The organism is Betaproteobacteria bacterium, from assembly GCA_016720925.1.
Taxonomy (GTDB): domain Bacteria; phylum Pseudomonadota; class Gammaproteobacteria; order Burkholderiales; family Usitatibacteraceae; genus UKL13-2.
This window is the reverse complement of the sequence record JADKJR010000001.1, coordinates 648,032-662,283: the sequence shown is the minus strand read 5'-3', so window position 1 is coordinate 662,283 and position 14,252 is coordinate 648,032. Positions and strand designations below refer to the sequence as shown.

Sequence of the window (14,252 nt, the reverse complement as noted above, 5' to 3'; positions counted from 1 at the left end):
CCGGCATCATCCGCTGGCGCACCGATCGCCGGCTACACAGCCTCCTGCATCCCAAGCGGCGGGAATGGCACCGTGACCGGCACCAGCGCAACCGCACCGATCCCGGTTGCGGGATTGGTGAATGGAACACCCTACGACTGCGCCGTCACCGCCAGCAGTACAGGTGGCACGGGCGCCGCATCCGCGCCGGTGAATGTCACGCCGTCGGCACTGGCACCGCTAACCCTTATCGGCGTGAAGTCGCGCAAGACGCACGGCTCCGCCGGCCCCTTCGATATTTCCATCGATGGCAACATTCCCATTGGCGGCGCGATCAGCGTCGAGCCCCGTGCCATTGGCACGGGCCATGATGTGGTCTTTCAATTCAATGCGACGATTAATTCATTCGGCGCGGTCACCGCCGTTGATGACGTGGCGGCGACCGTTCCGGCAACACCGGCGATAACCGGCAACGAAGTGGTGGTGCGACTCACTGTGGTGCCCGACAACAAACGCGTGACCATTTCGCTGCCAAGCGTAAACGGTATCGCCGTGAATGCAACACCTTCCATCGCATTCATGGTCGGTGATGTGGACGGCACACGCATCCTGAACAATATTGACGTGAGCGCTGTGAAGACGCGCGCCGGGCAGATGACGACCGCCGCGAATTTTCCATTTGATCTTAACGCGACAGGCGCAATCAACGCCGCCGACATCGCGGCAGCGAAATCGCGAATGAGGGCGGTTGGCGGGCCGATGCCAAACCCGATCCTGTTTGTCACGCAGGTTCCAACTCTGTCCGACTTCGCCAGCCGTGCCTCAACCTTCGGCAATCATCGCGCCAGCATGGACTCGGTCGCGCGCGGCGGGGACTTGATGATCCGCTATCCGGATGCAACATTGCGCAATCTGACCAAGGAAGCCGGATTCGGGATGGACGGCAGGCAAGGCGCCAACGCCATCGCCGTGCGCGAACCGACGGTGCACTGGAGCGGGTCCAAGGCGGTATTCAGCATGGTGGTCGGTGCGCCCACTGCTCAGTACCAGGTCGCCACGTATTTCTGGCAAATCTACGAGGTCTCCGGCCTCGGCAAAGGCCAGAGTGTCAGCATCGTTAAAGTACCGAATCAGCCCGGTACGTACAACAATGTCTCGCCGTTTTATGGCACCGACGATCGCATCCTCTTCACGTCGGATCGGCCGCGCAATGGCCAGGCCCATCTTTATCCGCAACTGGATGAATATGAAAGTACCGCGACAGTCAGCGGATCTGGAGCCTCAATCCGGCGACCGGCGATTTGCGGATGCTCAATCACACGCCCAGCGGGGCATTCTCGCCGAGCATCGACAGCTACGGTCGCGTGGTGTTCATCCGCTGGGATCACCTGCAACAGGACCAGCAAGCCGATGCGGACCGGGCCGCACCCGCCAACCCGCCCAATGGTTCATTCAACTATGCGGACGAAAGCGCGGGCGCGGCAGCGCTGGGTAATCGCAATGAAGTATTTCCCGAGACCCGTGCCGACAGCGTGAGCGCTGCTTTTGGCGCGGTCAACGGCTACACCTCGAATTTTTTCACGCCGTGGCAAATGAACGAAGACGGGACCGAGGAAGAGACCCTCAATCACGTCGGCCGGCACGAACTTGCATTCGGCTACATTCCACCGTCCTTCGCATCCGATCCTGCATTGTCCTATTACACGAACGACAGTCTGCACGCCAATCACAAAAGCGTACGCATGGATGGCGGCCTGTTCCATTTGCGGGAAGATCCGGTTAACGCTGGCACTTACGTCGGCATTGCCGCGCGCGAGTTTGGATCGCTGACCTCGGATCAGATCGTCAAGTTGACCGGTGCGCCCGGTCTTTCCGCGGAAAGCATGGTATTGAGCGATGTGACCGCGCCCGGTGTGGGGCTGTCGTCACCGGGTGGGCGCTTTCGCAATCCCCTGCCGCTCGCCTCCGGTAATCTGATCGCGAGTCACACGCCGGCGATATCGGCAACGCCTTCGCTGATCACCGAATTCCTGTTGAAACCTTTGACGCTCGACATTCCCACCGGGCTCTACCAGCCGGGAGCCTCATTGACTGGCGGCGTAACGAAAGCCGTCACGTGGTGGAGTCCGGATGTGCTGCAAACCTTCGACGGGAAACTTTGGGAAATGGAAGCCGTTGAAGTGGTCGCGCGCACACGCCCCATCCGGCCAGCTCCCGCACTGGAACCGCCCGAAAGCGCGGTGTTCGCCGAAGAACTGGTCGATGAAAACGCGCTTCGCTCGTGGCTGCGCAACAATAATCTCGCCATGATCGTGACACGCAACCAGACCACGCGCGATCGGGCGGATCTGCAGCAGCCATTCAACCTGCGCGTACCGGGTGGCGTCAGCACCGTCGCGCCGGGAGGTGGCAAGACCTACGACATCGCCCATTTCCAGATTTATCAGGGCGACCTGATTCGCGGCTACTCGCGATCAGGACGGCGCGTGATCGCGCAACCCATGCACGACGCCAATGGCAAGAATCCCGCCAACCCTGGCGGCCCGATTGGCAGCGTCAAAATTGCCGCCGATGGCTCCACCGCGGCGTTCGTCCCCGCGCGGCGGGCACTGGCCTGGCAGACCACCGATGCCGCCGGCAACCCGGTGGTTCGTGAACGTGTGTGGCTGACGATGCAGCCGGGAGAAGTGCGGGTATGTGCGTCCTGTCACGGCACCAATACCAAGGACCAGGCGGGTTCACCAGCACCGACCAACAAACCCGAGGCATTGCGGGCATTGCTGCGGGCGTGGAAATTGCTGCCGCCTTGAGACCGGTTCGTTCTCGAAAAAAACGTCGCGATACCGATCGATTGCTAAGCCTGCACAAACGTCGTGACGCGTCTTCTCGTTCGTTCGCGCAATGAACATTCGCGCAAGCTATCCGCAAGCTTTTCAAGCTCGGGAATGCCGTACAGGATCACGGTGGCAAAACTGGAATCGGATGAGCGCAGATGCAACAGGCAGTGGCCGACAAGGCGCATGCCGAGCGGCTTGTGCAAATCGAAATGATCGATGCGAAACACCTCAACGCTGTCCTTGATTTTCGAAAAAATTCCGCGCTCGATGCGCACCCGCTGTGAAGTGATTTCGTAATGGGTGCCTAGACTCTTCAGCCAGTAGTAGATCCAGCCCAGGCCCAGCGTGAACACGACGGCGATCCACTGCCACGCGCTGTAAATCACGGCGGGGCGACCGGTAAAGAGCACTCTCTCCGCTTCCGCTTCACGCGTGGCGGCGAACGCTGCCAGGTCGGTATTGCAGAAGCGGCACTTGATCGCGGCAGCCTTGATGGTTTCGCCGCAGACCGGACAGGCTTTGGTGTCATCGCTCATTTGTCATCCCTTTGTGAACATCGCCAACGTGGCAGTATATGTCGCTTCCCGTCAGCATGAGGCCATTGCCGTGGAAGACCGGACGATCAACCAAATGCTGCCTGACGACCATATGGCGGCTTCAACCCATGCTCACGCAAATTGTGATACAAGGTCGCGTGTCCCAAACCTGCCACGGAGGATTTCATGCTTCAGATCGCCGCAATCGTTGTGATCGTACTGATCGTCGCCTTGCTTGCCTTCGCCGCGACCAGACCCGATACATTCCGCCTTCAACGCGAAGCCGAAATCAGTGCATTACCCGAAAAGATGTTCGCGCAGATAGACGACTTTCACAATTGGGGTGCCTGGTCGCCTTGGGAAAAGATCGACCCCGCGGTGAAGCGCACTTTCAGCGGCGCCACCAGCGGCCGGGGTGCCATATACGAGTGGGAAGGCAACAAAAAGGTCGGTATGGGACGCATGGAGATCACGGACTCCGCGCCCTACTCCAAAATCACGATCAAGCTGGATTTCCTGAAACCATTCGAAGCGCACAACATCACTGAATTCACGCTGCATCGCCGGGGCGATTCCACGCACATCGAATGGGCCATGTTCGGCCCGAGCCCGTTCATGTCGAAATTGATGACGATATTTGTCAGCATGGACAAGATGGTCGGCAAGGACTTCGAATCCGGTTTGGCCAACCTCAAGCGGATCAGCGAACAATAGCGCGCGCAATTTGTCGTGCCGGCGGTTTCGCGAAACGTTCGAACCGTTTCAGCCTGTTCAAAGTGAAGCCATCACGTCCGCCACGTTCAGAATTACCACCTTCACCATCCCCCATCTCAACATGCAAACCCGATCTCTTCTCGCTCCATTGTTCTTATGTATTTTCGCGACCGGTTGCGCAACCAGCAGTGCACCGCAAACAACTGTTTCCGACGCGCCATTGCCATTCAAGGTCGAACGATTCACGTTGCCCGGACCGGTGGCCGGCGTGGTGGCCCGTGTTGATCTCGGCGATCCGCGGGTTGAGGTGCAGGTCGCTCTCGCCGATGATCGAGATCCGGACGGCGACGGTCCCTGCGTGGGTCAACTTGACACCACTAGCAACGCTGCTCGCAAGCGTGATTTCGCGCTCACCATCAACGCAAGTTTCTTTGCCGCGCCGAATGCACGAACGCTGCTGGGGAAAAAAGTTCACTACTTCGTCGGCAACTGCGGCATTCCCGAAGGCTGGCATTTTTCCGGCGGCAAATTGGCTACGCGACCGGTAAAGGAAACCCTGCGTGCCGTTTTTATCGTGCATGACGATGGCAGGATTTCGTTCCAGGAAAGCGCGCAGGAATTACCCGCGAATACGCGTTATGCCGTCAGTGGTAGCGCGATCATATTGCGCGCCGGGGAAGTCATTGCCCGTCCGAAGGAAGCCGTGCGACACCCCCGAAGTGCCGTCGGCCTGAGCGCGGATGGCCACACGCTTTTGATTGTCGCCGTGGATGGCCGGCAGGAGCAGAGCCGCGGCGTGACGCTCGAAGAATTCGGCCAGCTCATGAAAACGCTGGGGGCAAACGACGCGTTGAATCTGGATGGCGGCGGCAGCACCGCGCTCGTTGTGAAGGATCCGGGGACAGGTGTGTTTGCGATCGCCAACCAGCCCTCTGATACGTCAAGCAGCGTGCCAATCGTTCGCATCGAGCGGCCCGTGGCGGATGTGATCGGCATCCGTATTCGTTGACGGAGCCGTGGCGGAAGTCCTCGCAATTCGGGGCTGTGTATTCCGTGCCGCTGTCGACAGCCCATTGGCCGATTCGCTATAGCTTCAACCGGTCAAGCGCCTTTTCGGCTTGGCCTCGCTCATGGTCGCTCAGTCTGCCCGCCACTTCGCGGTAACGCGCCACCAATTCAGGATCGCGCGGCATTTGTTTCGCGGCCGTCAGCAATGCGACGTGCTTTTCGTGACTCGATTGAATCGCGCCTATGGAATCGAACAGCGGGAAATAGGCATTCCGGTCCAGGTCGCCGCTCTCGAGCAGCGCGGTCAGCACGCCGCGCCGTTCAAAGTCGGAGTGGAGCTTGTTGGTGGAGCGAAAGAATTCCACCCGCGACGATTCGCCCGAATGAGCCAGATGCTTGACCATGGCTTTCAGCACCGTCGCGCGTTCGAAGTCTGATTCGATCTTCCTTGTTGCCACCAGTATCATTTCCGCATGCGCCGGCGAGAGCGTGTCGCGCCGTGCCATACCCTTGAGAATTGTGCGCACCTCGAAATCCGAACGGATTTTGCCGATGGCGGATTGCCACGCACTGGCCACGATGGGCTCGGTACCCAGCTTCGGCGCCAATGCTTCGAGCACGCTCCGTTGCTCGAACGCGGATTGCATTTTCGCGACGGCGCCTAGCACAGCGACCTGTTGCGCGGGTGGGAGTTTTTGCGTACCTATCACCACCAGCAACGCGCTCCGCCGTTCAAAGTCCGAATGAATTCGCGATACCGCCGCGATAAAGCGGTCCAGCGATTTTTCATCGAGCGGCCCCAGTTTCGCCAGATGCTCGCTGTAATCCCGGCGCGCGTGGTCGGAATGGATCAGTTCGATTTCAGACAGCACCGCCGCCACGCCGCCTCTGGCATGCAGGCGACGAACGCGCCGCGCCGTATCGAGCGGCAATTCGCGCATCGTGGAGCCAATCATCTCGGCCACCCAGCGGCGCCCTTCCGCATCCAGTGGCTGCTCGCGGCCATCCACCTTGTAAATCCGCTTGACCCCGGTCGCACCAGCGGGTCTGAAGTCAATGCGCCGTGTCCGGCCCGCACGTTTTTCTACAATGGACACGCGGCCTTCCAGCCGTTCAATGTCATCTTCCGCGTCGGTAAACGTGACCGGTCCCTTTGCCCGGAACCTGAATTCTCGTTGCGGCGAGCGCTCCACCACGTTGATCGACTGGCCGGGAATGAACATGCGAACCAGAACATCGACGAGGTCGGCACTTTGCGCGCGCGCCGGTGTAATGGAGAGCATCGCGCCCGCACACAAACATGCCGCCAACGATTTTGTCAGATCGCGCGGGAGACGCCGGTGGCGGTTTCGATGGGAATCGTGAGAATGCATGGACATTCCTTTCTGCAAAGCCGGCACCCGGCGCGGAGGGTCGTGACCGGATGTGCCTGCCAACATGGCTGGCCAACGGTAAGGTAGCCCGATGCCGGCGTACAACCAACCGCATGCCGACGAAATGCAGGAGGTGCGGCGCGAAGTGAGGGAAAACGCGCACGAAACCCTGCCAGCGGGCTTGCCACACGCACGCGTTTTGTGCGTTTGAAGCGAATAGCAAACTCCAGCACTGGCGCGGTCTCTGGCAGCATTGTGGCCGGACAAGCCCGCCAAATGGCGTTCTACGATGAAATACGCTGGGAAATAGCAGCTTTCCCGGATGCAGGAGTGTGGCGTTGTGCGGCTATTGCTTCGTCGCGGTAATGATCTGGAAATTGCCAAAAAAATATGTGGTGCGTTCACACGTCCAACCGCCCATGTTCTCCAGGCAATCGAGCGGATCGTGCGAATCCCAAAGCGCCAAACCAAGCGGCTCGAAGACCTTGAAGTATGTCCAGCTCAGTGCGCGCAGTACCCACAATTCCGGGCGATGAAATTCCGCCAGATAGAGTTTTCCGCCCGGGGCGAGCATGCGCCCGGCTTCGCTAAGAGCTTGCCCCTTCAGGTGATGCGGCAGTTCATGAAGCAGGAAAAAAATGACGTTGGCATCGACGACACCATCCTTCTGTTTCATGGCCGTGGCATTGTCTTCGATGTAATCCACTTTGCCGGGGTAATCAGCGAGCTTGCTTTTCGCGTGCACCAGCTCATTGGAAATAATGTCCGCGATGACGACGCGCTCGGCACCCGCATCGACAGCCGCCTTTACCACCTGCGGAATGACGTTGCCAAACGCGCACGAGGTAATCAGCACGCGCTTGTCTTTCAGGTCGGACGCCTTCAGCCCGGCAACGATTTTCGCCACCAGCCGGTGATATTGAAACAGCAGGATTGCCGAGATGATGGGCTGGAAATCAACCATCTTGATGAGCCGCATGTTCGAGTAAATCGGATAGACATGCGATTTTTCACTGCCGGAGCCGGATGACAATCCGCGCATCAGCAACGCACCCCGTGTGACGACAAAAAAGAACATTCCAATTGACATCAAAAAAAGCAGGGCAAACGCCCCGCTCGCAATCCACGTATTCATTACATGTCCCTGAAATTTAGATTTTTCACCATACGCCCAGTATCACGTTTTCCAGCTTTCAACTAGTGATTCAGATCAAAAGGCGCACAATAAATGGGCTGTGTGGAAGTACAGGGCACTGGCTGCGCGATGCGCCACCCCCATTCCTTCCCTTGCCGGCAGCGGAAGGATCGGGGTGTGCTGCCTATTGCCTGATGCGTTAGCAGCCTGCCAGACAACTATTGTTTCACCATCACATAGTTGCCGTTTGTTTTCGTCAGATTGTCAATCCAGTCGACCTTTGCCGACTTGCCCTTTGCATCAACCTCCATCTTTGACATGCCGATGACCTTGCCATCGCGCTTGAAGGTCTCCTCCAGGGTATTCTTGCGCACTTTTACGGCGACACTGGTCGTCCCCGGGTCGCCTTTGTAAGGGGCATCGGTCCCATCGGTCTTGGCGCTGTACGACTCGCCCAGTGGGGTCGACATATTCATCATGGCGCCTTCTGATTTGTAGGTAACCTTCAAGCCGTTGTCGGATAGCTTGTCGGCCTTTTGCGCGCGCCACGAACCCGACATCTGGTTCGAACCTGTCTTGTCGTATGCCACGCGTGCGTAGCTCGTCACGCCCTTGACTACTTCAGCATTGCCCGCCGAATGGTTCGAATAATCGCGCAACATCGAATTGCCATCGGTCGACACCGCAAACTTGCTTTGTCCCACCACTTTCCCGGCCTTTTTGCTGGTGATCTCAACGTGATGGGTGTCGATGATCTTCACGGCGATGGTATCGGCATACGGATCACCCTCGACCTTCTGGTCCTTGCCGTCCGCCTTGACGAGCACCTTCGTCGCGCAAGTCTTGCATTCGTACATGCCATCCTTAAATACGTAGACGGACGGTTTAGCCGGATAGTCGATGGTCTTGATGTCCGTTTTCCAGGTTCCATCAAAGACACTCTGCGCGGCAGCGGCGTGGGGCAGCAGGGCAAACACCAGCGAAGCGACGTAAAGCATTTTTTTCATTTGTTCCTCCGTTTGGGTAGATTGAGCATGTGACATACGAAAAACGTCCTGCAAACTCGCGCCAGCCAAAATACTTGCGCGGTTCGCGCAACAGCATTCTGACCGCGCGATTGGGGGAAATGCGCGAAAACAAATTTCTGAGATACGCCGATTTTGCGGAGAAGTCAAAATATTCGATCTCGCGATGCGGACGCTGGCAAGTCGGCATGATGTACATCAGGTTTGCGCGAATGCTTTAACGCTGATCCGTGACCCGGCTGATGGTTGACGGCGTGCCGCTTTTCGCATGAAGTTGATACGGTACAAACAGCGGTGGGGTAAGGCATTCACCAAGCGGGAAGCCATTTTTCGGCCGATTGGCCCGCCGTCGTTAATAATCGGGCAGCTTCCCGAGCTAATATGCAAAACTGTCACGCTGAATACAAGTTAGCTGTCATGCAGAAAACAACTCCGCTTCAGTTTCATCAGCGCCTTTGGTTCGCGTGAGTCGTACCAGTGGTCGCTTTCTGGTTAACGCTCTATGTACTGACGCGAAACGCCGACCCAATGGCCTACCAAATCATCTATTCGGCGGCGCTTCTCGTTCCGACAGCTAACGCATGGACGCTCGTCCCAAAATTCAGAACCAGAATCACTGCCACGCTTATTGGGTTTATCTTGCCAGTAGTGGCTGTGGTTTTCTTCGCCGTGGCATGAAAAAGACACCCTACTCGTCGCTCAAGGTCGTTCCCTTCGGTCGGTGGGCGCCGCAAAAGAGCGGCGCCGTTTAGCTCCATTCGTTTGATTGCAAAACAATGACCGACTACTACGACAATTCAAATTGGTCAAACAAAGAGCCCAATATCCTCTCTCCAGAGAATTTGGAAGCTGTGCGCAATCATTTAGTGAAGGTAGGTGACATTGTTGTCTTACATTGGCATTTTTGCGGTGCGCGTGCACCAACGCCATTGGCCTTTGATGATTTTGCGAAGTTCGAAACCTACCTCAAATCAAAGGTAAAAGAAGGAGATGCCATTGATATCTGGCCATTTCCTCGGGACGCAAAGAGCACTATTGCATCTGGAAAGTATCCAGACGCTGATGGCAGGGTACCAATCGAGGGGGCTAACTAATGCAATCCACTGTGCAACCCATCCATTGAGACCGCGTGCCCCGGCAATCTGGGTCACACCTTTTACTTCAATCGTTGAGTGCCCGCTTTCTGGTTCTTTGACTGCGCAGAATGGATAGTCGCGGAAAATTGAATTGAAAGAAAGCGCTCGTTCCCTAACCTATGCTTTCACAAAATCAGGCCCTCGCAAAAACGGGGCGAAAGCCGTCCTCCAACAAGATTCCCGTTGAAGTAGTTACCGGTATTTCTCATTGAAGTTCCGCGTCCGCGCGCCGCATCGGAACATTGCACGTCACGCGCAAAGCACACAATTGAATCAACCGATCAGCTCATATGCTGCCCCGCCGTCGCGCTCGCAGGCCGCGCCTCACCGGGATGACCGCCCAGCGTAAACGGCATCGACAGAAACGCGACCACAAAAACCAGCATCAGCGCGGCAACAACAGCGCCAACATACTGGCTGACAAAAACACGCAGCGATGCATCCATGGAATTTCCTCTTGGGTGAAGTGGATCGGAGCATTCAGTTTCGTGGCCGTGGCTTAAGGCTGGCTTATCGCGAAAATTGCGTTAAGAAAACCCTAAGGCACAGGATTCACCATGGCAACGTACCCACAAGGAGCTGCCATGAATATTTCGATCATTACCCGAATCCTGACTGCCACATTTATCGTCGGCGCCCTCGCGTCCGCTGTCGCGACCGCGAGCGCGGCCACTCCCGCCGAATTACTGGCCGGCTATGCCGCGCAGGCCAGTGCGCCGCCCTCACCCGCGCGCGGCCGGGAGATTTTTACGACGCGCCACGGCAAGGAATGGAGTTGCTTTTCCTGCCACGGCGCCGTGCCTACCCAGCCCGGCAAGCATGCGGCGACCGGCAAAGCGATCAGCGCGTTGGCGCCGGCGTTCAACGTGGACCGATTTACCGACGCCTTGAAAACCGAGAAGTGGTTCCGCCGCAATTGCAATGACGTGATGGGACGCGAATGCACCGCCGGCGAAAAGGCCGATGTGCTGAGCTGGTTGCTTACATTCAAGCCTTGATCGCCGAACCCCTGTTCCGACACCTTCATCAGGAGAACCCGACATGCCTCATCCAGAGCGTATTTCCCTTCAACAGATTTTTCTTGGCCTGATCGCTGCGTTCAGTTTCGCCAACGCGGCATTGGCCGACGGTGACAGGCGCACGCCGCGTGCGCCGCTACTGCCTGCGTACCAGCAGGAATGCGCGTCCTGCCATACCGCGTATCCGCCGGGCATGCTGCCGGCCGCCTCATGGAACCGTGTGATGAGCAACTTGAATAAACATTACGGCGCCGACGCTTCGCTCGATCCGGCCACCGTGAATGAGCTTTCCACCTGGCTCGCCGCCAATGCCGGGACCTACAAGCGCGTGCGTGAAGAGCCGCCTCAGGATCGCCTCACCCTCTCTGCATGGTTCGTCGGCAAGCACCGCGAGGTTCCGGCACCCGCGTGGAAACGTCCTGCCGTGAAAAGTGCCGCCAACTGCGCCGCCTGCCACCCCCAAGCCGACAAAGGAGACTTCAATGAACACAGTATCCGCATCCCCCTCTGACGTAACCGCCAATGAGAAGACGAGCCGCAAGATACTCGTCTGGGACGCCCCCGTGCGGCTCTTCCACTGGCTGATGGTGGCGAGCTTCGCCGGTGCCTGGCTCACGGCCGAGAGTGAGAGTTGGCGAATGGTCCACGTAACGCTGGGCTATACCATGGCCGGGCTGGTGGCGTTTCGTATTCTCTGGGGCCTGGTGGGCACGCGTTATGCCCGCTTTTCCAGCTTCGTGCGCGGCCCTTCTGCCGTCGTAGCCTACGTCCGCGGAATACTGCAGGGCAAGCCTGAACATCACACGGGGCACAACCCTGCCGGCGCGCTGGCGATTGTGGCGTTGCTGGGGCTGACCGTTGTGATCACGGCATCCGGTTGGGCAACGTTTAACGAGTTAGGTGGAAAGTGGCTCGAAGAGGGCCACGAGATTGCGGCCAACGTGATGCTGGCACTGGTGGGCGCGCATATTCTTGGCGCACTGGTCAGCAGCTGGCTGCACCGCGAAAATCTGATCGGCGCGATGATCAGCGGACGCAAGCCGGGCCGGCCGGAGGAAGGTGTACGCAATGCCTGGCGCATCGTGGCGGCGTTGATGCTGGTGATTGTGGTGGGCTTCTGGTGGACGCAATGGAAGAACGCCCCCACCGGCGCCGGCCTGGCCGACGTGCCGGTAGCCGCCGCGAATGCCCGGCATGGCGATGGCCATCGCGACTAGCGGCTTACGTGACACAATTCCATCCATGCGAATACTCCTTGCCGAAGACGACCCGCTGTTAGGCGATGGCCTGCGGGCCGGCTTGCGCCAGCTCGGGTTCCTGGTCGACTGGGTGCGTGACGGGGACGCGGCAGAGCGCGAACTGCGCGCGGAGCCGTACGCGGCGGCGGTCCTTGATCTGGGCCTGCCGCTGAAGGATGGCATGGACGTGCTTGCCGCGGTGCGTCGTGCCGGAATCACCATTCCGGTATTGATATTGACCGCGCGCGATGCGGTGCCCGATCGTATTCGTGGCCTCGACGTCGGTGCTGACGACTACGTCATCAAGCCGGTGGACCTCAACGAGCTGGCGGCGCGGCTGCGTGCGCTGGTGCGCCGCGCGCACGGGCAGCCGCAGGAACAATTGACGGCACAAGACGTCGTGCTGGATCCGGCTGCACGTGCCGTTCTGCAAGCGGGCGTGCCGGTCACCATGCCGGCGCGCGAATTCGATCTGCTGCATGCGCTGATGCTCAATGCGGACCGCGTGCTGTCGCGCGAACAGCTTGAACAGCATCTGTATAGCTGGGGCCAGGAGGTGGAGAGTAACGCAATCGAAGTCCACATCCATCACCTGCGGCGCAAGCTCGGCGCCGCGCTCATCCAGACGGTACGCGGCGTGGGCTATATGCTGTTGCGCGAGAAATCGAAAACATGAAGCTCCCGCGCTCGCTGCAAGGCCGGCTGCTGGTGCTGGTGCTGGGCCTGGTGGTGGGCGTCTGGCTGGCCACGGCCGCGATGACCTGGATCGATGTGCGTCACGAGCTGGACGAGCTGCTCGACAGTCACCTCGCGCAGGCCGCGGCGTTGCTGGTAGTGCAGCAAGCACACGAGATCGACGAAGACGACCAGCATATCGACGCACCGATACTTCATCGCTATTCCCCCAAAGTGGCGTTCCAGGTTTTCCACGAAGGCCAGTTGCTGTTGCGCTCGGCCAATGCGCCCGCCGCGCCCATGATCGCGCCGGATGAACATTTCAAATCCGGTTTCAAGACCGTGCAAATGGACGGCACGGCGTGGCGCGTGTTTGCGACGCACGGCGGCAAACGCGATGTGCAGGTGTACGTCGGCGAGCAAATGGATTCGCGGGACTCGATCCTGTGGGCGGCACTGCGCAGCATGCTCTGGCCGATGCTGGTGGCGCTACCGCTGCTGGCGCTGGCGATCTGGTGGGCGGTTCGACTCGGCATGGCGCCCTTGCGAAAGCTCGGCGACACGCTGGCAACACGCCAGCCACAGGCACTGCACCCGGTCACGCTTGCCGATGCGCCGTCGGAAATGACACCGATGCTCGATGCGCTCAATGGGTTGTTTGCGCGCATCGCGGAGTTGATGGAATCCGAGCGCCGCTTTACGGCCGATGCCGCCCACGAACTGCGCACGCCGATTGCGGCGATCCGCGCGCAGGCGCAAGTTGCCCTTGGCGAAGCGGACGTTGGATTGCGCCGCCACGCGCTGGAGGCGACGCTGGAAGGCTGCGATCGCGCCACCCGGCTGGTCGAGCAATTGCTGACGCTCTCCAGACTGGAGGCAGGCGCCGCACCGCCCGCAACGCCGCTGGACCTGAGTACGCTGGTCCGACGCGTGGTCGCCGACGTTGCGCCGCAGGCCATCCACAAACTGCAGGCGATTGAAGTCGACGCGCCCGAACCGTGCCAAATGCAGGGAGATGCAACGCTGCTTGCTGTGCTGGTACGAAACCTTGTCGACAATGCGATCCGCTACAGCCCGCCGAACGCAGTAGTGAAAATTGCCGTGGCAAAACAACACGCGCATGTTCAACTCAAGGTCGAGGATAGCGGACCGGGCATGACCGAGCAAAATATCGCGCGGCTGGGCGAGCGCTTCTTCCGCGTGATCGGCAGCGGACAGGGCGGGAGTGGATTGGGCTGGTCGATCGTGCGACGCATCGCGGCGGTGCATCACGCTGTGGTGCGCGTTGAGCGGTCGAGCACGCTCGGCGGGTTGGCCGTCGTCGTCGATTGGCCGGCGTAGGACGGGTATGGCTGCGTTGAACCTGTCCTGCGAGATGTCGTCAGTGTGCGGGGAGACAGCGCCCGCCCATTGACGCCCGCACAATGAGGGCTTCAGCCAGTCAGAGTTGAAAACTCAAGCACTGGCGAGCCTCTCATGGCACAAATGGCCGGTGAGCCGCGCCAGCGCTAGTGTTTATCGATATATTGCACTCCCGCTACAATGCCGCAATATGACTCGCGCGATGCACGGCGCGA

At 59.2% G+C, this 14,252-nt stretch carries 15 protein-coding genes; 10 read left to right on the top strand and 5 right to left on the bottom strand.

Going from position 1 to position 14,252, the window contains the following annotated elements; translation table 11 throughout:
- Positions 1-72 precede the first annotated feature (72 nt).
- Positions 73-1,515: a hypothetical protein gene (locus tag IPP88_03175; GenBank protein MBL0121757.1), complete on the top strand. Its 1,443-nt coding sequence runs from the start codon at positions 73-75 to the stop codon at positions 1,513-1,515.
- A complete protein-coding gene (locus IPP88_03170) occupies positions 1,512-2,789 on the top strand; it encodes a hypothetical protein (protein MBL0121756.1) in 1,278 nt (425 codons plus the stop codon). The genes IPP88_03175 and IPP88_03170 overlap by 4 nt, the downstream gene beginning before the upstream one ends.
- A 44-nt stretch (positions 2,790-2,833) precedes the next feature.
- On the opposite strand, the gene IPP88_03165 is transcribed toward IPP88_03170, so the two are convergent.
- Positions 2,834-3,352 (bottom strand): PH domain-containing protein, encoded by a 519-nt coding sequence (locus IPP88_03165; protein MBL0121755.1) that lies wholly within the window; start codon positions 3,350-3,352, stop codon positions 2,834-2,836.
- A gap of 186 nt (positions 3,353-3,538) precedes the next feature.
- Here IPP88_03165 and IPP88_03160 point away from each other — a divergent pair, with 186 nt between their 5' ends.
- Together IPP88_03160 and IPP88_03155 are read left to right on the top strand one after the other, a co-directional pair.
- Positions 3,539-4,066 carry an SRPBCC family protein gene (locus IPP88_03160; protein ID MBL0121754.1) on the top strand — a complete coding sequence of 176 codons (528 nt, stop codon included), beginning with the start codon at positions 3,539-3,541 and terminating at the stop codon, positions 4,064-4,066.
- Positions 4,067-4,187: 121 nt separating this feature from the next.
- The gene (locus tag IPP88_03155) at positions 4,188-5,075 is read left to right on the top strand and encodes a phosphodiester glycosidase family protein (protein MBL0121753.1); all 888 of its coding nucleotides are present in this window, start codon (positions 4,188-4,190) and stop codon (positions 5,073-5,075) included.
- 76 nt (positions 5,076-5,151) lie between these two features.
- On the opposite strand, the gene IPP88_03150 is transcribed toward IPP88_03155, so the two are convergent.
- The 3 genes from IPP88_03150 to IPP88_03140 form a co-directional block, all read right to left on the bottom strand.
- Entirely contained in the window at positions 5,152-6,447 is a 1,296-nt protein-coding gene (locus IPP88_03150; protein MBL0121752.1) for a hypothetical protein, read from the bottom strand.
- A 346-nt stretch (positions 6,448-6,793) separates the two neighbouring features.
- Positions 6,794-7,582 carry a class I SAM-dependent methyltransferase gene (locus IPP88_03145; protein ID MBL0121751.1) on the bottom strand — a complete coding sequence of 263 codons (789 nt, stop codon included), beginning with the start codon at positions 7,580-7,582 and terminating at the stop codon, positions 6,794-6,796.
- A 218-nt stretch (positions 7,583-7,800) separates the two neighbouring features.
- Positions 7,801-8,589: a hypothetical protein gene (locus tag IPP88_03140; protein ID MBL0121750.1), complete on the bottom strand. Its 789-nt coding sequence runs from the start codon at positions 8,587-8,589 to the stop codon at positions 7,801-7,803.
- Positions 8,590-9,383: 794 nt separating this feature from the next.
- Between IPP88_03140 and IPP88_03135 the strand changes: the two genes are divergently transcribed.
- The gene (locus IPP88_03135) at positions 9,384-9,701 is read left to right on the top strand and encodes a hypothetical protein (protein ID MBL0121749.1); all 318 of its coding nucleotides are present in this window, start codon (positions 9,384-9,386) and stop codon (positions 9,699-9,701) included.
- Between the two features lie 323 nt (positions 9,702-10,024).
- On the opposite strand, the gene IPP88_03130 is transcribed toward IPP88_03135, so the two are convergent.
- The gene (locus IPP88_03130) at positions 10,025-10,189 is read right to left on the bottom strand and encodes a hypothetical protein (protein MBL0121748.1); all 165 of its coding nucleotides are present in this window, start codon (positions 10,187-10,189) and stop codon (positions 10,025-10,027) included.
- 138 nt (positions 10,190-10,327) lie between these two features.
- On the opposite strand from IPP88_03130, the gene IPP88_03125 reads away from it, so the two are divergent.
- Genes IPP88_03125 through IPP88_03105 form a run of 5 tightly spaced genes read left to right on the top strand, consistent with a single transcriptional unit; the run spans position 10,328 to position 14,016 of the window.
- The gene (locus IPP88_03125) at positions 10,328-10,741 is read left to right on the top strand and encodes a DUF1924 domain-containing protein (GenBank protein ID MBL0121747.1); all 414 of its coding nucleotides are present in this window, start codon (positions 10,328-10,330) and stop codon (positions 10,739-10,741) included.
- A gap of 43 nt (positions 10,742-10,784) precedes the next feature.
- The gene (locus tag IPP88_03120; protein ID MBL0121746.1) at positions 10,785-11,273 is read left to right on the top strand and encodes a diheme cytochrome c; all 489 of its coding nucleotides are present in this window, start codon (positions 10,785-10,787) and stop codon (positions 11,271-11,273) included.
- Entirely contained in the window at positions 11,245-11,979 is a 735-nt protein-coding gene (locus IPP88_03115) for a cytochrome b/b6 domain-containing protein (GenBank protein ID MBL0121745.1), read from the top strand. The genes IPP88_03120 and IPP88_03115 overlap by 29 nt, the downstream gene beginning before the upstream one ends.
- A 25-nt stretch (positions 11,980-12,004) precedes the next feature.
- Entirely contained in the window at positions 12,005-12,676 is a 672-nt protein-coding gene (locus IPP88_03110) for a winged helix-turn-helix domain-containing protein (GenBank protein ID MBL0121744.1), read from the top strand.
- Positions 12,673-14,016 carry a sensor histidine kinase N-terminal domain-containing protein gene (locus IPP88_03105; GenBank protein MBL0121743.1) on the top strand — a complete coding sequence of 448 codons (1,344 nt, stop codon included), beginning with the start codon at positions 12,673-12,675 and terminating at the stop codon, positions 14,014-14,016. The genes IPP88_03110 and IPP88_03105 overlap by 4 nt, the downstream gene beginning before the upstream one ends.
- The last annotated feature ends 236 nt before the right edge of the window (positions 14,017-14,252 follow it).